Source organism: Blastopirellula sediminis, assembly GCF_020966755.1.
GTDB classification, from domain to species: Bacteria; Planctomycetota; Planctomycetia; order Pirellulales; family Pirellulaceae; genus Blastopirellula; species Blastopirellula sediminis.
The window spans coordinates 3,844,877-3,868,510 of record NZ_JAJKFT010000010.1; the positions used below are offsets into that span (position 1 = coordinate 3,844,877).

The following is a 23,634-nucleotide window of genomic DNA, read 5'->3' on the forward strand; positions in this document are numbered from 1 at the left end:
TACCCCGCTCATTCCCCCTTCTCCAGGAAAGTTCCCATGCCGCTGCATCTTCCTTCCGTCAGTCGTCGTCAGTTCCTCACGCATTCGGCCGCCGCGCTGGCTGGTCTCTCCGTCTTGCGCGTCGGTTACGCCGCTGATGCCGACGAGTCTGTAACGTTGGCGTTCCTCTCCGACACGCACATTCCGGAAACGCCGATGGTGGAAGCGCGCGGCGTGAACATGACCGCCAACCTGGAAGCGGCGATCAAGGAGATCAACGCGCTCTCGACCAAGCCTGCGGCGGTGCTGTTCAACGGCGATTGCGCTTACCTCAAAGGGCTGCCGAAGGACTATGCCAACTTCGCCAAGTGCGTGCAGCCGCTGCTCGACGCCGGGCAAGAGTTGCATATGACGATGGGGAATCACGATAACATTCCCGCGTTCTACGACGCGCTGCAGAGCCAAAAGCCGGAGCAGCCGCTGGTCGAATCGAAACATGTCGGCATCTTAGAGACTCCCTTCGCCAACATCTTCCTGCTCGATTCGTTGATGACAACCAACGTCGTCACCGGCGAGCTGGGTGACGCGCAGCTGAAATGGCTGAGCGAAGCGCTTGACGCGCGAGCCGATAAGCCGGCGGTGGTGATGGCCCATCACACGCTCGACAAGACGCCCCCGCAAGCTGGCAAAGTGATCAGCGGACTCGCCGACACCGCCGAATTCCTGGAACTGATGCACGCCAAAAAGAACGTCAAGGCGTACGTCTTCGGCCACTCGCACGTTTGGGCTCACACCCATGAGGGCGACCTGAACTTGATCAATCTGCCGGCTTGCGCCTACGTCTTTAGCGACGCCCAGCCGAACGGTTGGACGCTAGGTCGCTTGAATAAGGATGGAATCGAATTCGAACTGCAAGCCCACGACAAGGGCCGCAAGGAGCATGGTCAGGTCTTCACGGTGAAGTGGGCGTAGATCGCTTGCGACCCGTTCGCTACGACGTTTACAGTTCGACGATGCGCCCATCGTCGTCAACGCGATAGATGTTTTCATGTTTGAATCCCCACGTTCCGCCGATTTGGCGAATGTGGGGTTCAAACGTAAAGCAGGCGACTTCTTTCAATCGCGTCGGATCTCCAGTCTGGATGTAGATTCGTTCGTCCAGGCGGCCCGGCAGCGTATGGCCGAAGTTCCCCAGAAAGTCGAGCGTCTCATAACCGCCGTCAACAATCACGGCCAGCATCTGATCGTAGAGTTCGCCGAACGTTGTATTGCTGTCGGCGATCGACGGCAGTATCTGATGAAGTTGCAGGACGAAGCGTTTGCCCCGCCGCAGCTCCGGTAGCGAAGGCTCGTCAACAGCGCGTCCATCTTCCACGCAATAGCTGCGAGCGCAATCCCCCCAGACGCCGTCGAGCGAGGGACTTATGTCGACCGTCACCAAGTTGGTCGCGCCAACTAGTTCGTTCGCCGGCTGATAAACTTTGCCCGAACTTGAAAGCGAACTGCGCGAGCCGAGCAGTACCAGCGCCGGGCAATCGTAATACCACGTTTCCGACACGCCCTGATCTTGAAGCATGCCGACCGCCCGATCGGCGATCGACTGTTCCGTATCGGTCGAGACGATCGTCGGCCCAAGATCGCGAAGGACTCGCTTGGCGATCGTTTGGACCTGCTGACGTCGCTTTAGCAGGGTTGTCGCGTCCATTGGTCACCGTCAGGCGCCATGCTTCGACTTCTCCGAGTCGGATTGCGTCGTGCCGTTAGCGCCGTTCGCTTCTTTCTTCGGCAGCACGTAATTGGCGACGGTTTCTTGCTCCGCTTGACCTGAAGTCGCCGGCAAGAGACGAGTCGCTTTCGGTTTCTCCATCTGCGTCTTCTTGCCCCAGATCATTTGTACCAGCGCTTCGTACGCTTCGACCGTCAGGCTGAACATGCTGGGGACCAGCACCAGCGTGAAGATGGTTGAGAGGATTAGCCCGCCGAGGACCACGCTGCCGAGACCGCGATAGAGTTCGCTGCCGGAGCCGGGGAACATCACCAGCGGCATCAGACCGAGCACCGTGGTCGTGGTGGTCATAAAGATCGGGCGAATACGGGAACCGACGCTCTCCAACACCGCTTCGTCGAGGTTCATCCCATCTTCCCGGATGTGATTGAGCGCCTGGTGAACGATCAGAATCGGGTTGTTCACCACCGTACCGATCAGAATCACGAAGCCGAGCATTGTCAGCACGTCGAGCGATTGCAGCACGAACAGATTGAGGAGACTCAATCCCATGATCCCGCCGGCGGCGCCAAGCGGTACGCTGAAGATGATCACAAACGGATAGAGCCACGACTCAAAGAGAGCCGCCATCAGCAAGTAAGTGATCAACAGCGCCAGAATCAGATTGAAGCGGAGCGACGTCCAGGTTTTGCCTAGCTTGTCGGCGGTGCCGGCCAGGTTGATCCGATATTCCTGGCCCAGCTGTCCGCTCGCTTCCAGCGGCTGGATGATTTCGCTGGTGATCTGATCCATCGCGTATTCCATCGGCACCTCCGGCGGCGGCGTCACTTCGATGATGATCGAACGGAGTCGTTCGCGGTGATTCACCTGCTCCGGACCGCTGCCGATGTCGACGTTGGCGATAGCGCCCAGCGGCACGATCGAACCAAGCGGCGTCGCGACCGGCAGCGCTTCGATCTTTTGCGTCGCGTCGGCGAACCGGGTTTCCCCTTTGATCGTCAGGTCGATCTTTTTGCCGTCCAGGAAGTAGTCCCCTGCGTAGGCGCCGTCGACCAGCGCGTTGACCGCATAGCCCATATCGGCGCTCGAAAGGCCGATGTCGGCCGCTTGAATCAAACGTGGCGAAACGTGCACTTCCGGGCTCGAAAGGTCGAGACTCGGAACCGGGCGAATCTGGGCGTTCGGAATCAATTGGACCGACTGCCGCAAGATATTGCCGCCGAGACCCACCAGTTTCGGCAGGTCAGGACCGGTGATTTCAATTTCAATTTTGCGACCGCCGGTGAGCCCGCGTTCGAACAAGCTTGATTGCGTCGCAACGGCGAACGTCCCCGGCAACTTGCCGCTGACGCGCTGAATGAGCGGGATCAGCTCGGCGACGCGCTGGTCGTCATACGTCTTCAGTCCCATAAAGACCTGGCGTCCTCGCGCGACGAAGAAGAAGTCGCGAATCGCCGGGAATTCTCCCTGATCGAAGTCCGCATCGGTCGGATTGACGTCCCAATAGGGCTTCAGGTCGGTTTCGACCACTTCGCCCAGGTCCATCAACTGGTCGAGGTTATAACCCGGCGGCGGCAGCAACACGCCGAAGACCAGGTTGCGGTTGCCGTTCGGCAGGTATTCGACCTTCGGCCAGAACGCCCAGCAAAGGAAAATCGCTCCCGCGGTAATCCCGCTGATGAGCGCGATCCGGCGAAGAACGCCTCCTTGGAACCAGCGATTGAGCTCGACGATTCCGCGAACCATCTTCTGGCCGGCGCCGGATATCGTTTGTTCCACCGCGCCCATCCGATGGCCGTCAGCGGCGATGACCGCTGGGATGTTGCGCTTTTCGTCGATTTGCTTGTTGCTGTCTCGATTTTCCTCGTCTTCTTTGCTGAAGAGTCGCGACGCCGCGACCGGAATCACGGTAATCGAAACGATCAGCGACAGGGCGACCGCGGCGCTAATCGCTAGCGCAATGTCGGCGAACAACTGCCCCGCTTCTTCCTGCACAAAGACGACCGGCAAAAAGACCGCAACGGTGGTCGCCGTCGATGCGAAGACGGCGCCCCACACTTCGGTCGTCCCGCGAGCGGCGGCCGCCAATGGGGAATAGCCCTTCGAGTAATAGGTGTAAATGTTTTCGAGCACGACGACCGCGTTGTCCACTAACATGCCGACGGCGAACGCCATACCGGCGAGGCTGATCACGTTGAGCGAGCGGCCGAGAACACCCAGAATCAGGAACGTGCCGACGATACTGATCGGAATCGCCAGCGCCACGACGAGCGCCCCACGGGCGAACCAGAAACCGGCGCCGATCAAGATCGCCATGCAGAGGACGAACCACCACGGACTGAGATAGGCCGAAGCGATCGCCGACGCCATCGCAAACGGAATCAAAATCAGCGTCCGCGCCCCAAGGTGCAAGAAGAGCATCAGCACGCACATCGTCAGCGCGCCGCCGATAAAGATGTTTTCCTGCACCAGGTTGATCGAAGAATTAATGTAATCGGTTTCGTCGTAGACCTGGGTCAGCTCCAGGTTGTTGTCCTTCAAAACCCCTTCGTTCAGCAGCTTGTTCGTCTCCTTCAGGCCATCCATCACGTCAAGGACGTTGGCGCCGGTCTCGCGCATGCAGTTGATTGCGATGCTTGATTCGCCAAAGCGGCGGACGATGCTGTCGGGCTTCTTATGTCCCAGTTCAACGTGTGCGACGTCGCGGACGAAGACCGGCGCCCCGTCTCGAATCGCCAGCAATTGGTACTCGACCTGCTCCGGCGATTTGAACTGGCCGAGCGCACGGACCACGTACCGGCGTTTCCCTTCCCAGAAGTCGCCGGCTGAGGTGTCTTCGTTCTGGCTCATCAAGACGCGGCGGACGTCGCCGATGGTGAGCTGACGCGCGGCGAGCAGTTCCGGATCGACGATCACTTGCAGTTCGTCTTCCAGGCCGCCGTTGACGTTCGATTGCGACACGCCGCTGACTCGTTCGAAACGGGCTTCGATCTCATCTTCGGCGAAGCGGCGGAAGTTCATCACGTCGAACGGCTTCGGCTCGCAAAGATCGAGGAACTCCGGACTGGCTTGGGCGAGTTGCTGCAAGCTGTAGAGGAGTTCCGAGTTGTTCTCCGCCTCTTTCCGAGCCTTGGCCAGTTCCGCCGCCAAATCCGGATGAGCGTGCCCGAACGCGTCGAGCTGTGCATCGCTGAAGATCGGCGGCGGCATCAGTTTGACGTATTCGGGATTCGTCTCAAGCAACTTTCGCAACCGGACCATCAGCACCGCCGGATTTTCGGTCGCGCGGGCCATTTTGAGGTTCTCGGCCTGATCGGGATGCTCCTGCAAGAACTTCGCGTATCGCGCTTCGGTCGGCATGCGGGCGCTCAGCATGAACCAGGCGATCGGTTTGTCCGACGCGTTGCTGGTGGTGATGACCGGCTGATCGGCGTCTTCCGGGTAGTCGGGGACCTGGGCGAGTCGGCTGTTCACCAGCAAGAGCGCTTCGCTCATGTTGGTGCCGATCAAGAACTCGAGCGTGATCGTCCCTTTCGAGTCGGCGCTTTCCGAAGTCATCTTGGTGATGCCTTCGACGCTTTTCAGCTGCTCTTCCTGCTCGATGATGATTTCCTGTTCGACTTCCTGTGGGCTGGCGCCGGTCCACTTGGTTTCGATGGTGAGGGTCGGCGTATCGACCTCCGGCGTCAATTGCATCGGCATCCGCAGCAGCGCGACCACGCCGAACAGCGAGACCAGCAAGACGCCGACCGCGACTTTGACCGGGTTGTTGAGAAGTGCGTCAATCATGACAAGGCCTTAGCGCGGGGAGGAGCTGGTGGAGGTGGGAGCGGCGGCCGCTTCTTTTTCTTCCAGTACGCGAATCGGCTGGCCGGGACGAAGCCGCTCGTTACCGAGCGTCACCACTTTGCTATCGGGCGAGATGGAGCCGAGGATCTCGATCTTGTTGCCGCTGGTAATGCCAAGTTGCACCGGAACCAACTGCACGATTAGTGAGTTGTCAGGACCGGGCGCGGTGACGAAGACCGACGCTTTGCCGGCGCCAAGCACGAGCGCGTCTTTCGGGCAGAGGATCGCTTGTTTCGTTCCGCCGGTCGGTAGTTGGACGCGAGCCAACATGCCGGCCTTCAGCAGCGGAACGCCGTTTTCCATTTCGTTGGTCAGGCGGACTTTGACCGGAAAAGTGCGAGTCCGAACGTCGGCCTGCGGAACGATCGCGACGACCGTGCCGGTGAAGATTTTGTCGGGAATCGCCGAGATTTCGACCCGAACCGTGGCCCCCATCGGGATGTACGGAACATGGTGTTCGGCGACGTAAGCGGTGACGTCGACTTCATCCAGTTCGACCACGTCGACCATGTCGGCCCCCTGCTCCGCCCACGAACCGACGTCGGTATGCTTGCGGCTGATATAGCCATTGAACCGGGAGCGGATGGTGTACTTTTTCAAGCGATCTTCGAGTTCGCCGACCACCGCTTCCTGCACGTTGACGCGAGCTTGGGCTTGGGCGATCTTCTCGTCGCGCGCTCCTTTGACCATCATTTGGTGATGCGCTTCCGACGCTTTGTACGCTTCGATCGCCGCTTCGGCGGCGGAGACCGCTTCGTCATATTCTTCTTTCGAGCTGACGCGGCGCGTTTCGTACAAATCGGTCGTTCGATTGCGGCGCGCGATCAGGTAATCCATCCGCGCCTTGGCCGACATCATCTCGGCGTTCGACTGGGCGATCTCCTCTGCTCGGTTGCCATTCTTCAGTTCGGCCAGTTCCGCTTTGCGAAGTTCCAGCTCCGCTTTGGCGGCGGCGATTTGCAGGTTGATCGTCTCGGTCAGGATCTGCGCGATCGGCTCTCCTTCTTTCACGGCGTCCCCTTCGTCGAAGTAGAACTCCGAGACGCGACCGGCGACCGCGCTGCCGATCACCGCCTGACGGCGCGGCATGACGGTGGCGACGAACGCCTGGCTCGAGGAGACCTCCTCTTCATGAAGCGACTCGATCACGACCGGAGCGGCCGGCATCGCTTTTTGAGCTTGCGCCGACGCGGCGCCGGCGAGCGCAAACAGCACGCTGAGAATAACGAGACGCGACATTACGAGGTTTCCTGTTCTTGGGGGGTAATCGCGGCGTCCAGGACGAGCACGGGATTGGACGCAGGGCGGGATAGGTTGTGCAATACGCGCTTGAGCAGCGATTGCAGTTGATCGATTTCTTCGCGAGTCATGCCGGCGGTCGCTTCTTGACGCGACTCCATCAGGCATTGAACCACCTGTTTCCATACCGGCGCCGCGCCGGGCGAGACGGTGATCAACTTGCGGCGGCGATCATTGGTGGCCGTCTTACGCACGATCCACCCCATCGCTTCCATCCGGCAGAGAATGCCGGCCAGCGTGGGCGGCTCGATCATCAGCCGCTTCGCCAGTTCGGCCTGGGTCATTTCGCGGTCATGGACCAGCCAACCTAGTACCTGAAACTGGCGGAACGTAATGCCAAACGGCATCAAACGCTCGTCGAGCGTTTGATGCATCGTGTGCGCGGTGAGCCCGATCCAATAACCGATGCTCGACTGAAAGTCGTACTCTAGAGGATCCATGTTTTCCGCAAATAATTAGTTAGCCTAGCTAATATAATTATTTGCTAGCGGAACTGGATCGCAAGCGCAAACTGCCCAAAGGGGCTAATTCTTAGCGAGCAGCCCGGCCCCCTCGGCCGAGGTAAAACGCCGGGTCGTCGATGATCCACGGCGTTGACCAGCTCTTGCCGTCGTCGTGGTTGAAGATGTTGAAGAACATCCCCTGCACCGATTCGATCGTGTAGTTGTACGGCTTGTGCGACGCGACAAGATCCTGGGCGGTCAGGTCGTCGACCCCCTTCGAGATGTAATAGTGGCAGCGACCATCGGGCGTGAACGACATGCCGATCGTGTACCAGCCGGTCTCGGTGATTTCGGATGAACGGAAGTCGCCCCGTTCCGAACCGCGGATGACCCAGAAGGCTCGCGACCCTTCTTTGGTGAGTTGATGCTCGATAAAGATGCCGGGCCAGCTCTGTTCTCGTTCGGTGGAACTACGGCTGAACAAACCGCCGCCGCTTTGTTTATGACGGCTGCCGGTCACGGTAGCGCGAAAACCGAATGACGCCGCTTCGGTGAATTGTTCCCACTTGTCGAACGGCTGCAGGTAGACGCGAACGACGCAGCTCGGGTATTGCGAGACCGAGTACGAACCAGGAATGCGGCAGATCAGATCGTCTTGGCCAAGGTCGCCGCTCGGACGCCCCGGGACGTTCGACTGCAACGTCATCATCAGCAGCGAACCTTCGCTACCTTCAATGCCATCCGGCGGAGTGTGGAAGCGTTCGATATGATCGGGATGGCCGCGCTTCGAGCTTTCGCCCCACATTTTGTTTTTCGACATGCCGCCCGGCAAACGAACGTTATTGTCTTGCTCGTGGCTCGCCTTCGGGTTGTTGGGAACGTATTCCCACTCTTCATTTTCGAAGTCGTCGTACCAGATTCGCGTGCCAGTTCCGGGGACGAGCGGTCCCTGAGCGGCGGCGAATTGGGAAACCGAGGCGACGGCCAGAACCAGGCTAAGCAGCAGAATACGCGACATGACGACTACTCAATAATAACGCTAGCGAGAGCGAATTAGGGGAAGTGACGCAGGCCCCACTAGGCGACGTATCGGCGCATAGCAGGGTCGGATTTCAGTAAACCAGTACGATTGTGCCGGGTTTTTCGCTTGGCTATTGGGGGCCAATCGCCCAAAGGGCTTGGAACGTGCGGAGATAAATCCGTCCCCCAGAGATCGCCGGCGAGGCCGAAATTTCTTCGTCCAGCTTGTTTTCGGCCAGGATCTCAAAGTTCGGTCCTGGTTTGACGACCGTCACCTGGCCGTCCCGGCTGGTGAGATAGATCTTGTCGTCTCCATAGACCGGCGAAGCGCGATGGCGATCGCGATGCGTCCGTTCTTCATACAACTGCTTGCCCGTCTTCCGTTCCAGGCAGATCAAGTTGCCGTTTTCACGGCAAAGGTAAACGTAGTCGCCCACTGCTAGCGGCGAGGGGACGTCCGGAGTGGTGTCGAACTTCCAGAGGTAGTTCTCCGCCTTGTCGGTGATGTTCCCCTTCGAGTCGGGCTTCACCGCGACCAGGATGCCGCGTTTGGCGCTCGGCACGACGATCAAACCAGGCGCCGCCAACGGCGAAGCGACAAACCGCAACGTCTGATCGTAGCCGGCCGGCGGATGCAAACCGCCGACGCGCCACAATTCTTTGCCGTTGTCCAAGTCGTAGGCGATCGAGTAGTCGGCGCCATGGGTCAGCAGGAAGCGGAGCTTGCCGTCGTCGTAAACCATCGGCGAAGCGTACGAGTGTTCGCATTCGGCGTAGGCGTCGCTCTCGCGTTTGACCTGCCACGCTTCGGCGCCGGTGTCGGCGTTGAGCGCGATCACTTTCGCGCCGCCGCTATGAATCAATTGCAGGTAAAGCTTGCCGTCGTACAAGACCGGCGTCGACGTCAGCCCGAACTGAATGTCGAACTTGCCGAAACGATCCTGCACGTTCGTCTTCCAAATCTCTTTGCCGTCGAAATCGAAGCAAGCCAGATCGCCGGTGGTGAAGAAGCACCAGACATGCTTGCCGTCGGTCACCGGCGAAGGAGAAGCGGAGTTCCCCTCGTCGCCTCGAACAACTTTATTCCCTTCGCCGACCGCCTTCTTCCAAAGCTGCTTGCCGGAAGTGTCGAGACAGATCAGCACCAGCTCTTCTCCATCGACCGACGTCAAGAAGATGTGGTCGCCCCAGATGACCGGAGTCGCGCCGGCCGCGCCCGGCAGTTCGACGCGCCAAGCGACGTTGTTATCTTTCGACCAGGTGGTCGGCAGGTTCTTTTCGCTGCTGATCCCAGCGTTGTTGGGACCGCGCCAATCGGGCCAATTTTCGGCGTGGGCTGTCAGGCAGGCAAGAAACGACACCAGGCAGGCGAATAACGGAAGTGAGCGGAGTGAAGTGCGAGAAGGCATGATTTAGGTCTCGGTAGGCGGAAAAAACGACCAAGATGGTCTAGTTTCCGGCATTTGGGGCGGCAGGTCAAGCAAAGCAGACGCTTCCCACCCTTAGAAGTAAGGTAGAATAGTAGAGTCACTCCCTAGGCGAACATCTGCATGCGATTGTCCAGCATTCCCCAGCTCTACCGCAACATGAACCGCGGCGCCGAGATTGTAGCGGTGCTCAGCCGGTACGGCCTGGCCGATTGGATTCAGCAGTTCAACATCGATTTCGCCAAAGGAATCTTGAAGGCGAAAGATGGCGAGCTGCTGGCCAAGTACACCCGCGAAGCGCGGATTCGGATGGCGATCTCCGATCTGGGGCCGACCTACATCAAGCTCGGACAGATCCTCAGCACGCGCCCCGATATCGTTGGGGTCGAACTGGCCGACGAACTGAAGAAGCTGCAAGCGGACGTCCCGGCAGATCCGTTTCACATCGTTCGCAAGACGCTTGAGGCGGAGCTTTGCCAGTCGATTGAGTCGATCTTCGCCCGATTCGATGAGACGCCGATCGCTTCGGCGTCGATCGGTCAGGTTCATCTGGCCGAGCTTCTCGACGGCAAGACGGTGGTGGTGAAGGTTCAGCACGCCGACATCGAAAAGAAGGTGAACGAGGACCTCGACATCCTGGCTGGTTTCGCCAGCCTGGCGGAGCGTCTGCCGGAGTTCGCGCCGTATCACCCGGTCACGACCGTCGCCGAGTTTCAGCGCGCCCTGCGGCGCGAACTCGATTACGGGCGTGAAGAGCGAAACATGCTGCAGTTCGCAGCGCAGTTCAACGACGACGAAACGGTTTCGATTCCGGAAGTCTATTCCGAGTATTGCACCTCGCGGGTGCTGACGATGGAATATGTCGAAGGGGTCAAGCTGTCGCACCGCGAAGCGCTGCTCGAGATGGGGGTTAATCTGCCGGAAGTCGCGCGACGCGGCGCCGAACTATACGTCCGGATGATCTTCGATCTTGGCTTCTATCACGCTGATCCGCATCCCGGCAACATTTTGATTCTGCCGGGCGACGTGATCGGCCTGCTCGACTTCGGCATGGTGGGGCGGATCGACGATCGGCTGCGCGAAGAGATGGAAGATCTGCTCGTCGGTCTGACCAGCAGCGACTCCGACATGCTGGCCAGCGTGATTATGCGCTGGGGAACCTTGCCGAAGCACCTGGACGAAAACAACCTGCGGCGCGAAGTCTCCGACTTTATCAACGACTACGCGAACCGTCCGCTCGACAAGATGAACTTCGGCGAAGTGATCAACGACATGTTTCGGATCATACGCCACTATCAAATCGCGTTGCCGCCGCAGGTCGCGATGCTGTTGAAGACGATGGTGATGCTCGACGGAACCGGCCGGATGCTCGATCCGGATTTCAACCTGGTTGGACTGCTGCAAAAGCATCGTCGCCGCATCATGATGAAGCGGTTCTCGCCGATGCGGCGAATTCGCAAATGGACCCGGTTTTATCGCGAAGTGGAGCGATTGGCGGAAGTCGCGCCGCGGCGCGTCTCGGAAATGCTCGAGCAGATCCGGACCGGCAAGTTCGACGTCCATCTCGACCTGCGGATGCTGGGACCGACCGTCAATCGTTTGGTGACCGGGATCATCGCGAGCAGTTTATTTCTCGGCTCGTCGCTGATGCTCAGCATGAAAGTGCCGCCGCTGTTGTTTCATGAACGGGGGACTCGAACGCATGTCGAGTCGCCGCTCAATCCAGTCGAGAATGCCGAAGAGGAAATCAAATCGGTCGTCGCAGAGGATGCGGCCTACATGGGGATGCGCGACATCTCGATCGTCGGCATGTCAGGCATCATCATCAGCTTCGGCATCTCCTTACGACTGTTGCTGGCGATTAACAAATCGGGGCATCTCGACCGGTCGGAATAGCTCTTCACTAGCCCGCAGCACAAGCGTGGGAAATGCGGTGTCCGTTCGATCGCACGCCTACCGCGTATACCGACTCTTCTGCAAAGGTTGCGTACCTTTGAGGTTGGCGAGTTCTGCGACGACGCTGTCGCGGCGCTGGTTGTTGCCCTGCGAATTGAGAAATGCGAGATATTCTTCGCGATATTCGATTCGCCGCTGCAAAGGAAATACCGGATTGTCGTCGGAGATTTGGATCAGCTCTTCATAGATCGGCTGGAGGTCGTCGAGGTCGTCAATCGCGACTTTTCCTCGCGTGAACTCCTGGAGCAGGCGAGCGTAAAATGGAGAATACTCACCGTATTTGGGAGGCTTGCCATAGAGCCCGCTGCGGGCATAGTGGAGCGCTCGGCGATGCTCGCCCGCCTCGTTCAGCATCTTGGCGAGAAAGCTGGTCAATAACGCGTAGTAGGGACCTTGGTCGAGATCTTCAAACTCTAGCAGTGCGACCGCTTTTTCTCCGGCTTCAATTGCCGGCCCACTTTCGTTTTGTCCAATATGCAACCGGCATAAGACGGCGAGAGTCGTGCGATAGAGGGTCGAGAGATACGCGCCGTTCGCTTCCACCACCTTGCGGACGTGACTCGCCGCGGCGATCGCCTCAGTTCGCCGTCTCTCATCCCCCATTTCCACAATCGTTTCGGCCCAAGAAACTTCAGCGCAAGCGTAGAGATGCGAATCGACGCCAACTGCCGTTTTCGCATGCTCCATCGCCTGTTCGAAATGAACAAGCGCATCCCACTGTTTTTTCTCGTCTTTGCTACTCTGTCCCAAGCGACGCTCCTGTTCCGAGCGAATGGCAATCTCGCGGACCTCCTCGGACGACTTTTCCAGATGCAACAAGTCTTTCAGGACGAAGTCAGCCTCCGCGACTCTCGCGGCGGAACCCGCCGCTTTTAGCGCGGCGGCGGCTTCGCGAAATTCGTAGAGCGCCTTGATTTTTCCCGGAAGGTCAAACTCCATTCTCGCTTGGTCGTATTTCGCCATGCCTGCGTAATATTGAGCCGACAATCGCTGTTGTTCCTCTCCGGCAGGACTTGGTTCCGGCGGCGAAACGCCTTTGAGTTGCGCGATTTGCAGGTCGACTTCCGGGATGCGGTCTTCCAATGCGAGCGATTGTAAGACCGATCGATATTCGACCAGCAGTTCACGTCGTTCGTGCAGCGGGAAACAAGGGACGTTAGTCGTGAACATCAGGATGTCCGACCATGCGTCCTGAACGCCGTCATGGTCCTGAAGCTTGATCTTTGCGCGAGAGTACTCTCGCAACAACCGAATGTGATCGTCCGTTTGCAAGCCGTTTAGCGGCAGGCTGTCGTTCATCCCGGTCCGCGCATAGTGGAGCGCTTGCTCGTGCTGGCCCGCTTCATTGAGCAATTTTGCCAGTGTCCCGGTCAGCGTCGCATATTCGCGTCTTCGCTTGTCGCCAGGCGTTTCAAATAACGCCGCCGCCTGCTTGCCGGTTTCGATCGCTTTGGTGAAATCATCTCGCATGACGTAAAGAGCGAACAAGACGACTAGCGCGTCACGGGCCCGATTGGATCGGCTGGCTCCAAGCGAGTCGAGCACTTGCAACAGATGGTTGGTTCGCTGGAACGCCTCTTCTCGTTTCTCCGGGATACTGTATAGGTGGTGTGCGATCGACAATTCGCAAGTAATGTAGTGATGCGACGCCTCCCCAAATAGCTCGGCTGCGATTTCGCGACCTCGTTGAAAGTGCCGCACTTTCTCGTCAGGATCTTTCGTTTCGTCGCCCCGTTGCTTTTCGGTTTGGATTTCTCGAACTCGTGCGAACTGGTCCGGCGGAAACGTCGCGGCAAGTTCGAGGTCGCGCAAATGAAGTCGGATGTCGGCAGCGCAGGCGGGCGGGGTCTCAAAATTGGTCGCCGCCATCAGCTGGTTGAGCGTTCGTAGCGTCTCAAGTTGTCCATTAAGATCGAATGCTGCGATCGCTCCTTTGAGCCGGACGTCTAGGTCGCTTGCTTTGCTCTCAAATTCTTCTTGGGAGAGTGCCCCTTCCGCCCAGACTTGACTTCGACGAGCGGCGGCCTCGAGGGCAAAGATAGCGGCCAAGAAAATGAGGATCGAGAGTTGCCTGATCAACTTCGGGCGCTCCAAGGAAAGTGCTACAAGCGCGGTGGATGCGTGCGAACGAAGCTAGATATGCCAGTTTGCCTCTGGAGTCAACCCCAAGTGGCGGATTCTCGCCCCGCTGCGGATGGGCGCTGCGTAAGGTGCTATTGCGCGTCGGCCGCCAGCAGCGACAACGTCCGTACCTCTGACTTGCGATCGAAAATGTCGATCAATTGCAGCCGTATGCTGCATTGGCGCTGGTCGACCTGGAGTGAAGAAAGGTCGATCACCACTGACCGGGCATGAGGAATCTTTTCGGCAACGCGAGCCAGCGGCTCTCCTGCGGCCGAATCGTCCGCGAAGAGTTGAATCTCATAGGCGAACTGCGGCGTGGTCGTCTCTTCCGTTTCCCAAGCGACCAGCAGATTGCCGTCATCGTTTTGCGTCAGCTTGGCGCTTTGAATCTTGATTGTCTCAAAGGCGGGCTCAGTCTCGGTTCGCTCGATGGCGAAGTTTGACGGGTTGGTCGTTGACATGGCGGTGTCGGCGCCGCCGCTCTGCATGAAGTAGTACTTCCCCGTGCTATCGCTCTGCACGCCGCCGTCCCAGTTGGTGCGGTAGTTGTACGACCGTTTCCCCTCGACCAGATCCCAACTATTGACCGAGTAGTGCGCTTTGCCAAAGGGGAACCACGTGCCGTCCGCTTTTCGTTTCCAACCGTTGCGGAAGTTGACGGTGCGGGCGTTCTTGCCGGTGTCGAGCCAATCTTCCAGGAAGGCGTCGGTCTGTCCTTCGAACATCGTTTCCGCCGCGACGTCCATGGTGACCAGATGCGTCCACTTGCCGGTATCGCCGGCGCGGGCCCAAAAACCGAACTGCGTGTGGTCGCCGACCGGCCAGGTCCGCGCGACCAGCGTGTACCAAACGTCGACGTTCCAGCCCAATTCAAAATTCCACGACTTCAGGCCTGTCCCTTCGCCCCCAAATTTCTCGGTCTTCGTGCCCGGGCCGTGATGTATCGCCTTGATCGGAGCGGATTGCGCTTGGTTATCCCAGATCGAAAAGATGAAATTGTGCGCTTTCGGATGGGCTTGAACGCCTGCGTAGCCGCCCCCTTTTCCGCTCCACCCCAACGTTTCGTAATAGGTGTAGGTCGCTTCGCCGGCCTTGGGCACGCGGACCTCGTTAATGATCACGTCGCCGGCAAAGCGGTCGTCGAAATGCATGTGCGACGAGGGAGCGGCGTTCTGGGCGTTCGCGGCTGGCGAACAAAATCCAAGCAGTGAGAGCAGCGCCAAAGCGACGCAGATAAACCGGTTCATTTCCAAGAGACTCGCGTTTGGGATCGTCTGTTCCGCCCACGAAGATGGGCGAGAACGCTACGATCATCGTACTCGGAACGCGATGCTTCTCAACACGGCGGGCACTTCGGATGGCTAGACTGGCCCAGAGATACTAGCCCGAGGCGCGAGCCGAGGGAATGGGGTTAGAATCATTTGAGAGGAGCGCGTCTTCTCCAGGCCGCAGTGCGAACGGCGTCTCTTTTTGTAGCGCAAACCACTCTCCCTCGGCTCGCGCCTCGGGCTAGTATTTTGCGCTGCGGCCTACCCTGCCCTTACGCAGCGCGGCGTTGGTCTTCTTGGACCGGAACCGGGACGGGAATCAGTTCCGGTTCGGGGCGAACGACGAGCGTCGCGAGCAGTTCTTCGAGACGGCGGTTGAGATTATCGAGCTCTTCCAGCACGTAGTCTTGGCGGGCGTTAATCTCTTCGACGATGTTGTTGCCGAGCGGTAACTTCAAAGGGAGGCTCCTCGTCGATGGTTGGCTCAAATCTGCCTACCGAAGATCGTCCAGCCGAGCCGCCAGAATGAACGTGCGGATGCGCCTCTTGTGAAGATCGCGCCCCCAGGGTGAGAAACTTTGCCGCCTGGGCAAAGCTTGTCTGGCTGCTGGCGTGCCGAATTGCTAGCGATTCGGCGTAGGCGATAGCAGCTAGACGTTCCGCGACAGCGACTGCGTTGGATGGTGACAAGCTCTTGCGGCGTCTTCGCCGGATGAGCATGTCTTCGCCCTATCGAAACGCATTGAAGACATGCTTACCCGGCTATCGCCGTGAAAGCATGGCGCCAAGTAAGAGGGCGAGTCGCTAGACGTTCCGCGACAGCGAGAAGATCGGCAGCAGCAGCGCCATCGCGATGCCGCCGACCACCGTTCCCATCACGGTGATCATCAGCGGTTCGATCAGGCTGGTCGCCGTCTTGATCGACAGGTCAACTTCCTGCTCGTAGTGGCGACTGACCTTCATCAGGACGTCGTCCAAGCGTCCCGTCTCTTCGCCGGCCGAGATCATTTGCACCACGGTCGGCGGGATCAGCTTGCTTTTGGCGAGGGTCTCGTGAATCTGATGACCCGAGGTGACCGAGTCGATCACGTTCCGCCACAGCTTGTCGTAATAGTAGTTCTGGCTGATGTCGGCGGTCAGCTCAAGCGATTGCAACACCGGCACGTCGCTGCGAACCAGCGTACCGAGCGTGCTCAGACTGCGCGCGATCGTGATCTTGCGCATCATCGGGCCGATGATCGGCACGCTGATCTTGATGCTGTCGATCGTCTGCCGACCTTTTTCGGTCTTCCGGAAGAAGTAGAACCCGATCCCGGCGGCAAGCAACCCAATCAACCAGGCCCACCAATAATCAAGCAGCACGTCGGACGCGGTCATCATAATAATGGTCGGCGTCGGCAGCTTGGCGCCTTTCCGCTCGAACAGCGGAGTGAACTTCGGCAGGACGTAAGTCAGCAGGAAGATGGTGACCGCCGTCGCTAGCACGACCATCACCGCCGGGTAGGCGAGCGCGGCGCGGACTTTGTTCCGAATTTCGACTTCGTTGCGGAGGTAGGCGGCGATCCGTTCCAACATTTCCCCGAGCATACCGGTCTGTTCGCTCGCTTTGACCAGCGAGATATAGGTCCGGTTGAAATGCTTTGGGTAACGGGCCAAGGCGGTCGAAAAGTCTTCGCCCCCTTCGACGCTGCGGCGGATGTCGGTCAGCAGCGTCTTGAGCGCTTCGTTCTTCTCTTGCGACGCGACCGATTCGATGGCGGTCGACAAGTTGATGCCGGTATCGACCATCACCGCCAGCTGGTTGGTGAAGTAAATGATGTCCGACCTGCTGATTCGGGACGGAAAGAGAGAGCCCGCTTCTTCTTCCTGCTCGAGCGACAGGACGTGCATCCCGTCGCGGTGCAGCATCATCGCCGCTTCTTCCGGCGAACCGGCTTCAAGCGCGCCTTCGTGCACATGGCCGAGCGAATCGCGAGCTGAATAGGCGAAGCTTAACATGATTGGGATTCTTACCGACTTGGGGTTACGTCAAATTGGCCATCGAAACGTCGCCGGTGGCGTGGAGCACTTCTTCAATGGTCGTGATTCCTTCGCGAACCTTGCGGAAGCCGTCGTGCTGCATGGTGATCAAGTTCTTGCTCTTCACGGCCAGTCGTCGCAAGTCGCCGATCGAGACGCCGGCCACGATCGCGTCGCGCAGTTCGTCGTCGATCGTCAGCATTTCGTGCACGCCGAGACGACCGCTGTAGCCGGAGTTGCGGCAATAGCGGCAGCCGATCCCTTTGCGGAAGACCGGGATTTCGTACCCCATTCGCTCCAGCGTTTTGCGCAAGTTGCGGGGAGGTTCGTACGGTTCGCTGCACTTCGGGCAGATGCTGCGGACCAGTCGCTGGGCCAGCACCATGTTGAGCGCGGCGCCGATCAGGTACGGTTCGACCCCCATGTTCACGAGTCGCGTCACCGCCGAAACTGCGTCGTTGGTGTGGAGCGTGCTGAATACCAAGTGCCCGGTCAGGGCCGCTTGAATCGCCGTACGCCCCGTCTCCTCATCGCGGACTTCACCGACCATGATCACGTCCGGGTCTTGGCGAAGCAGCGTGCGAAGCGCTTTAGAGAAGGTCAGGCCGACTCGCTCCTGCACCTGAAACTGGTTGATCAGCGGCAGATGGTATTCGATCGGGTCTTCGACGGTGCAGATGTTGTTTTCCATGGTGGCGATTTCGTTGAGCGCCGCGTAAAGCGTCGTCGACTTACCGCTACCGGTCGGACCTGTCACCAGCACGATGCCGTTGGGAGCGTGAATGTTGGAGAGGAAGCGGTCGAGAATGTCCTCGGCGAAACCGAGATGCTTCAGGACCAGCGTCACCTTTTTCGTATCGAGCACGCGAATCACGGTCTTTTCGCCGCGATTACCGGGGAACGTGCTCACACGCAAGTCGATCTTGCGAGAGTCGAGCATCACGTGGACGCGACCATCCTGCGGCAAACGCCGCTCGCTGATGTCGAGCCCGGCCATAATCTTGATACGACTGTTGACCGCGTTCAAAAGGTGCTGAGGAACTTCCAGCGATTTGTGCAGCTTGCCGTCGATGCGATACCGCACCCGCATGCAGCGCTCGGCCGGTTCAATATGAATATCGCTGGCGCCTTCTTTGACGGCGTTGTAAATCACGTAGTTGACCAGGCGAATGACCGGAGACTGGCCCGCGATTTCCTCGACGTCGCCGATGTCTTCGATCGCGTCCTCGATCAGCGTCACTTCCGACTGATCGCTATCCTCGATGATGTCGTCGATGACGAACACCTTCGAGTCGGGCAGGTTCTGGATCATCCGCCGCACGTCGCGCGGCGACGAAGCGACGATCTGCACCTGCTTGTCGGTGAGGGTCTGGATTTCGTCGATCAGAAAGAGATTGGAGATTTCGGTGACCGCGATCGTCAGGACGTCGTCGATCAAAAAGAGAGGGAAGACCAGGTTCTTTTCGATGTAGTCGCGCTGCAGGATCCCGACCACCTTGGGATCGTAAAGTCGCGCTTCGAGCTTGGCGTAAGGAATGCCGTATTCGACCGCCAGGCACTCGATGATCTGGTCTTCGGTGCAATAGCCGAGGTCGACGAGGATTTCGCCGAGAAGCTTGTTCTTTCCTTTGTTCTTTTGGTGGTCGAGCGCGAGCTCCAATTGCTCGATCGTAACGAACCCACGCTTGGTGAGAACGTTACCTAATCGCATCGGGGCGCTCGTGGTGGGCGCGTTCATAGGGGCATGTTTCCAATGACGATTAGACGAAGCTCTTTACCGCTTCGATCATGTTTTCAAATACCTCCAACCGCTTGTCCAATCGGGTGATCTCCAGGATCTTGCGATTGACGTGATTGGAAGTGGTGATTTTCAATTCTCCTCCCCCTTCACGCAGTCGCTGCTGCGCCGAAAGGAGGCAGGTCAAACCGGCGCTGTCGATCGTTTCGGTCCCGTCCAGGTCGACGATCACCCGATTGCGTTCGCGCGAAAGCAGGAACGCTTCGACGCCGTCCGCCTGGTCCTCGCCCAACTCTTCCGGCGTGTGAACCACAACGACTTCACCAAAGATTTCGGTTTGCAAGCTCATGACGATCTAGGGGAGAACGGTTTAACGGAGGAAGCTGACCGGCGGCTGCTCGAACGAACCTGTCGTGAGAACCGATTCGACGCAATTGACCAGGCCGCGGGGACTGAACGGTTTCGCCAGGATCGCGGCGATGTCGAGCGACTCGAGGTTGTCGTCCGACGTCATCTCAAAACCTTTGGCGGTCAGCATGACGATCGGCAGTTGGCGAGTCGCAGCGTCGTCACGAACGCGGCGGCAAAGGCCGAGGCCGTCGAGTCGCGGCATGTGGAAGTCGGTGATCAGCAAGTCAGGTATTTGCTCCTGAATCGCCTCCCACGCTTGCTCGCCGTCTTCGACGCATTCAATTTCGTAACCGCTTCGCTTCAGTTTGAACTCGGCGGCGCGGAGGATGTGCATTTCGTCGTCGACCAGCAAAATGCGCTTGCCGACGTTCGCGGCCGAAGCGGCGTCCGCCGGATCAGTCGCCACTTGATGGAACTCTTGGAGGGATTGTTGAGGAGCGCTCATCTTGATTGCCTTCAAGTGAAATTGGGGCTACGAGACGGTTTCGGCCACTTGGACCGTGGGGAGGCGAATGCGGAATGTCGAACCGACGCCCGGTTCGCTGGTGACGTTCAGGTCGCCGCCGTGAACGTCTTCCACAATATGTTTGGCCAACGGCAAACCGAGCCCGGTTCCGGAGGCCATCTTTTGATCTTTCTTCACGCGGTAGAACTTCTCGAACACGCGATCGCAGTCTTCCGGGCTGAGGCCGACGCCGGTGTCTTCCACCTCAAACACGACGTCGCGGTCCTGCATTCGACTGCGGAGCGTCACTTTGCCGTTGTCGGGGGTGTACTTCAGGGCGTTCGACAGCAGGTTGATCGCGGCCTGCATAATCATGTCGCGATCGACCAGCACGCCCAGGTACATCGGGCTGAGGTCGGAAATGAGCGTGATGTTCTTTTGCTCGGCGGTCGGTTGCACGATGCGGAAGGCTTCTTCCAGCAGTTCGTTAAGCGAACGCGGCTTTTTGTTGACGTTGACGACCCCTGCTTCGATCCGGGCCAAATTCAGCAGGTTATCGATCAACCGTTGCAGGCGATCGGCCTGGCTGTTGATCACTTGCAGGAACTCGTCCCGCGTCTGTTCATCTTCCGCTTCGCCGTCGGCGAGCAGTTCGACGTAGGCCTTGATGCCGGCCAGCGGGGTTTTCATTTCGTGGCTGACCGCCGAAACGAATTCGGCGTTGCGGCGTTGGATCGCTTTGTAACCGCTAATGTCGCGCAAGACGGCGACGGCGCCAAAGTTCGGCTCGTCGGCGCCCAGCTCGTTTTCGAGCTGCTGGCCGATCGTGCTGACGGTGATGCGGTACCAATGTTTGTCGCCGGTCGAGTCGAGCAGCTCGATTTCGCTGACGCGCTGCGTTGGCGTTTTGCGGAGCCGGGTCTCTTGCAGCAGTTGGACGATTCCTTCCGACGCGATCGCTTCTTGGGCCATCTTCTTTTCGATCAGGTCGGTGATGCCGAAGATTTCGCGGGAGATTTCGTTGGCGAAGATGATCTCGTCGTACTGGTTCGTCATCAGAACCGGTTCCGACAGCTTCTCGACGATCTCGCGCATCTGTTCGTGGCGGAGTCCGGTCAAATGCGCCTTTACTTCGCTGCGGACGCGCGATTGTTGCAGTTCGAGCGCCTCGTCCGACAGCGCCTTCATCCGCCGATAGCAGAGTTCGAGCGGCGATTTCCAGCGGGGCAAGTCGCGAGCTTGCGGGCAAGCGGCGTGCAGATCGTCACTTTCCAATTGTTCGATTGTCGCGTTGGCCAGCATTTGCAGCTGGCGAATCGCGCGGTCTTCGGTCGATCGTGCGGTGCGCCAGATGACGAACAGAGCGACCGTAGCGACTCCGCCCGCTCCGCATGCGAGCATGCTGCCGACGCCGAGCTCACCCGTCACCAGGCAGACGATAGTCGCCGTAGCCAGTAGCAGCGCGCAGGCGATTGCGGCTATTAGCTCATTGGCGATAGGCGACTTTTTGATCATCGTATTAACTCGATTTCAATGACACATTTGCCCCTGTAGCGCGACGGCGGCGGAATCTAGGCGCATTAGCGCCCACCCGCGTTTGACGCAACATCTTTGAAAAACTAGGTCGGACAACGGGTTTGTCCAAGAAACGGAGTCCACCAACCCGGTGGGAAGATACCCCTTTTCGGGGCTTATGGCGCCGAAGATGCCGATTATGCCTGTGGCGCCGAGAAAATCAGATGCCGCGACGGTTTCCCTTATGCGACCTGAGAACTGCGGCTCTCGCCGGTGCGGACCGCTCGCAGCGAAGCGGCGAGCTGCGACAGCTCTCCCCCCGCTTCATATTGAAAGGAGATTTCGACCACGTCCCCCGCTTCGACCTGCTGGGGGCGATCGAGCGGCATCACCAGGAACTGGTTATGCCAGGGAACGACTCGCTGATCCTCGATCAAGACGGTCAGCGCGTTCTTGGTGATGAAACGAACGCCGTTCATCATGCCCGCCTTGGCGATTCGGAACTTGCCGCTCCAGGCAATATTGGTGCGCAGCGGTCGGTCGTACCAGACCATGTGATGCACCGCCGTCTCCGCCAGCACGCTAGTGTCAGCATGCTCGTCGGCCGGAGCCTGGAAGAGGGGCCCGGTCGCCAGGAAGCCTTCAAACTCAAAGCATTGCTCGACCGGTTGGCATGCCAGCAGCGTCCCTTCGGGAATGAAACGCGGAAGCTGCGGCCCATGCGCGGCGATGTAATTCTTCTGGAACGCCGAGATCACTTGGACCTGCTTTTCCCGCAGCAGTCCGACGTGCAGCATCTCGCAAACGACCGCATCGACCGGCGTCGGCGGTGCGAATTCGGCCGCGTCGGCCTGGACGATATGAACCTGGTCGGCGACGTTATTCGCTTGCAGCATTCGTTCGGCCGCTTCGACCAGTTCCGGGTTCCGCTCGCAGTACCAGACTTCAGCCCCGGCCCGAGCGGCGAAGAACGACATCACGCCGGTACCGCCCCCAAGATCGACCACCTTGTCGCCCGGTTGAACGCTCGCTTCGATCGCCTCGCGAAAGCTCTTCATGCGATAGCTGTCGCGGAGCATTTCAAAGTGATAGTGAAGCGGAATGTACTGTCCAAGGACCTCAGTTTCTTTGGGCATAATCTCTCTTCGGCAAAGCTGGCAAAGAACGGGCGCAGAGCGAGGGTGGGAAAAATAGCAGGCGCCAGCATTTGACGCAAGCGAGAAATAGCGCACGCATTTGGCGAGAAAATGCAAAAAGACGCCCTAAGAATGCCAGGAAAGGAGGTTTTTCCGGAAATTAGCTCGTCTTTTTCCTCGGGTATGGAATAAAATTAACAGGGTAGGAAGCGATGAGGTCGCATACCCTCTCCTGCAGTCGCACCACACGCGAAACGGAGTTCTTCAATCATGCCTCTGAAAAGCTTATTGCTGATAATCGGAGCCGGCTGGATCATGCTTGGCTCGCTGGCGCTAGGTCCAGGATTGATCGTCTATCCGCTGGCCTGGACGGCGGTGGCGGTCGGCTTCTACCTGCTGCACCGGATGCTGGGGGGCCAAATCTCGGGCATCAGCACGCAAGCAGTCGCGTCTAAAGGGGCTGCGCCGCATGCCGGCGCCAGCGGATCGTCCTCGCGAGCTTCGACGGCGTAACGTCTTCGACCGAATAACCATGACGTTTTAACATCGCGTGCTATCAACACGCGCTGGATGTGCCGATCGCTCCGATAAAAATTTCGCGCTGCATCGCGATCTGGAAGAACGTGGGAAACCGACGGAAGCCAATCTCAATCCGTCGCATCGGCTCGCCGATACTTCGGGATAGTTTCGCCCCGATTGGTTTCTTACTGCTCAGGATCGCACATGCTGAAGGAATTGGACGTCGAGAATCTGTCTGCCGAAGAAATCGAGATCTTGCTCTCGTGCGGCAGCGACATTTTGTCCCCCTCGCAAGTGCTCGAAGTGCAACTCTTCGTGCAGCGAATTGGCGGGATTACGAACGCTTACGAAGCGGTACGCGTTCTGAAGAAGTTGGAAGCGGCCGGTTAGCTGCAAATGCAGCCGGCTGCCGTCGGTAAGACGGTCAGCCCGAATAACGACTACTCCGCGGACCCGCTTGAGGTTTCGTACCGCATCAGCTCGACCCAATCGAGGTAATCCTCGATCTCGTCATACGGCATACCGAGCTCCAGCGCCGACTGAATCGCAGCGATTCGTTCTAAGTACGAGTGCGACGACTCGAGCAGCAACTTCGCTTTTTCATGAGCCATGGGCGATGTCTCCCCCCAAGGTACGACCTGTTCGTTGCAACCATAGCACCGAATAGGCATTCAAGAAATACGAACTTTAAAAATCGTCGTGCGCTAGCCCTCTATCGACCTGCGCGCGGGGCTAACAATAGTTATCTGCAATAAATCTA

General features: G+C 58.7%; 20 protein-coding genes. 4 read left to right on the top strand and 16 right to left on the bottom strand.

Annotated features, from left to right (window positions below):
* Window positions 1-36: 36 nt before the first annotated feature.
* Window positions 37-951: a metallophosphoesterase family protein gene (locus LOC68_RS27200; RefSeq protein ID WP_230224954.1), complete on the top strand. Its 915-nt coding sequence runs from the start codon at window positions 37-39 to the stop codon at window positions 949-951.
* Window positions 952-979: 28 nt separating this feature from the next.
* Here LOC68_RS27200 and LOC68_RS27205 read toward each other — a convergent pair whose 3' ends face one another.
* The 6 genes from LOC68_RS27205 to LOC68_RS27230 form a co-directional block, all read right to left on the bottom strand.
* Entirely contained in the window at window positions 980-1,684 is a 705-nt protein-coding gene (locus tag LOC68_RS27205) for a M24 family metallopeptidase (protein ID WP_230224955.1), read from the bottom strand.
* A 9-nt stretch (window positions 1,685-1,693) separates the two neighbouring features.
* Window positions 1,694-5,494: an efflux RND transporter permease subunit gene (locus LOC68_RS27210; RefSeq protein ID WP_230224956.1), complete on the bottom strand. Its 3,801-nt coding sequence runs from the start codon at window positions 5,492-5,494 to the stop codon at window positions 1,694-1,696.
* A gap of 9 nt (window positions 5,495-5,503) precedes the next feature.
* Window positions 5,504-6,793 (bottom strand): efflux RND transporter periplasmic adaptor subunit, encoded by a 1,290-nt coding sequence (locus LOC68_RS27215; protein WP_230224957.1) that lies wholly within the window; start codon window positions 6,791-6,793, stop codon window positions 5,504-5,506.
* Window positions 6,793-7,293, bottom strand: coding sequence for a MarR family winged helix-turn-helix transcriptional regulator (locus tag LOC68_RS27220; protein WP_230224958.1), 501 nt, complete (start codon window positions 7,291-7,293; stop codon window positions 6,793-6,795). The genes LOC68_RS27215 and LOC68_RS27220 overlap by 1 nt, the downstream gene beginning before the upstream one ends.
* A gap of 91 nt (window positions 7,294-7,384) precedes the next feature.
* Window positions 7,385-8,314 carry a hypothetical protein gene (locus LOC68_RS27225; RefSeq protein ID WP_230224959.1) on the bottom strand — a complete coding sequence of 310 codons (930 nt, stop codon included), beginning with the start codon at window positions 8,312-8,314 and terminating at the stop codon, window positions 7,385-7,387.
* 133 nt (window positions 8,315-8,447) lie between these two features.
* On the bottom strand, window positions 8,448-9,725 hold the full coding sequence (locus LOC68_RS27230) for an outer membrane protein assembly factor BamB family protein (protein ID WP_230224960.1): 1,278 nt from the start codon (window positions 9,723-9,725) through the stop codon (window positions 8,448-8,450).
* Between the two features lie 141 nt (window positions 9,726-9,866).
* Here LOC68_RS27230 and LOC68_RS27235 point away from each other — a divergent pair, with 141 nt between their 5' ends.
* Window positions 9,867-11,639 (top strand): ABC1 kinase family protein, encoded by a 1,773-nt coding sequence (locus LOC68_RS27235; protein WP_230224961.1) that lies wholly within the window; start codon window positions 9,867-9,869, stop codon window positions 11,637-11,639.
* 57 nt (window positions 11,640-11,696) lie between these two features.
* On the opposite strand, the gene LOC68_RS27240 is transcribed toward LOC68_RS27235, so the two are convergent.
* The 9 genes from LOC68_RS27240 to LOC68_RS27280 all read right to left on the bottom strand — a co-directional run bounded on the left by LOC68_RS27240 (window position 11,697) and on the right by LOC68_RS27280 (window position 22,355).
* Window positions 11,697-13,568: a hypothetical protein gene (locus tag LOC68_RS27240; protein WP_230224962.1), complete on the bottom strand. Its 1,872-nt coding sequence runs from the start codon at window positions 13,566-13,568 to the stop codon at window positions 11,697-11,699.
* 344 nt (window positions 13,569-13,912) lie between these two features.
* Window positions 13,913-15,070: a DUF3472 domain-containing protein gene (locus LOC68_RS27245; protein ID WP_230224963.1), complete on the bottom strand. Its 1,158-nt coding sequence runs from the start codon at window positions 15,068-15,070 to the stop codon at window positions 13,913-13,915.
* Window positions 15,071-15,363: 293 nt separating this feature from the next.
* Entirely contained in the window at window positions 15,364-15,549 is a 186-nt protein-coding gene (locus LOC68_RS27250) for a hypothetical protein (protein ID WP_230224964.1), read from the bottom strand.
* A 346-nt stretch (window positions 15,550-15,895) separates the two neighbouring features.
* Window positions 15,896-17,089, bottom strand: coding sequence for a type II secretion system F family protein (locus LOC68_RS27255; RefSeq protein WP_230224965.1), 1,194 nt, complete (start codon window positions 17,087-17,089; stop codon window positions 15,896-15,898).
* A gap of 25 nt (window positions 17,090-17,114) precedes the next feature.
* On the bottom strand, window positions 17,115-18,848 hold the full coding sequence (locus LOC68_RS27260) for a GspE/PulE family protein (RefSeq protein WP_230224966.1): 1,734 nt from the start codon (window positions 18,846-18,848) through the stop codon (window positions 17,115-17,117).
* A gap of 22 nt (window positions 18,849-18,870) precedes the next feature.
* The gene (locus LOC68_RS27265; RefSeq protein WP_230224967.1) at window positions 18,871-19,197 is read right to left on the bottom strand and encodes an STAS domain-containing protein; all 327 of its coding nucleotides are present in this window, start codon (window positions 19,195-19,197) and stop codon (window positions 18,871-18,873) included.
* Between the two features lie 21 nt (window positions 19,198-19,218).
* Complete coding sequence (locus LOC68_RS27270) at window positions 19,219-19,704, bottom strand: response regulator (RefSeq protein WP_230224968.1); 486 nt, start codon at window positions 19,702-19,704, stop codon at window positions 19,219-19,221.
* 27 nt (window positions 19,705-19,731) lie between these two features.
* Window positions 19,732-21,219, bottom strand: coding sequence for a sensor histidine kinase (locus LOC68_RS27275; protein WP_230224969.1), 1,488 nt, complete (start codon window positions 21,217-21,219; stop codon window positions 19,732-19,734).
* 242 nt (window positions 21,220-21,461) lie between these two features.
* Window positions 21,462-22,355 (bottom strand): methyltransferase domain-containing protein, encoded by an 894-nt coding sequence (locus LOC68_RS27280; RefSeq protein ID WP_230224970.1) that lies wholly within the window; start codon window positions 22,353-22,355, stop codon window positions 21,462-21,464.
* Between the two features lie 270 nt (window positions 22,356-22,625).
* On the opposite strand from LOC68_RS27280, the gene LOC68_RS27285 reads away from it, so the two are divergent.
* Both LOC68_RS27285 and LOC68_RS27290 read left to right on the top strand, forming a co-directional pair.
* Window positions 22,626-22,868: a hypothetical protein gene (locus LOC68_RS27285; RefSeq protein ID WP_230224971.1), complete on the top strand. Its 243-nt coding sequence runs from the start codon at window positions 22,626-22,628 to the stop codon at window positions 22,866-22,868.
* 210 nt (window positions 22,869-23,078) lie between these two features.
* A complete protein-coding gene (locus LOC68_RS27290; RefSeq protein WP_230224972.1) occupies window positions 23,079-23,264 on the top strand; it encodes a hypothetical protein in 186 nt (61 codons plus the stop codon).
* A gap of 50 nt (window positions 23,265-23,314) precedes the next feature.
* On the opposite strand, the gene LOC68_RS27295 is transcribed toward LOC68_RS27290, so the two are convergent.
* Window positions 23,315-23,485, bottom strand: a complete 171-nt coding sequence (locus tag LOC68_RS27295; protein ID WP_230224973.1) for a hypothetical protein — start codon at window positions 23,483-23,485, stop codon at window positions 23,315-23,317.
* Window positions 23,486-23,634 lie beyond the last annotated feature (149 nt).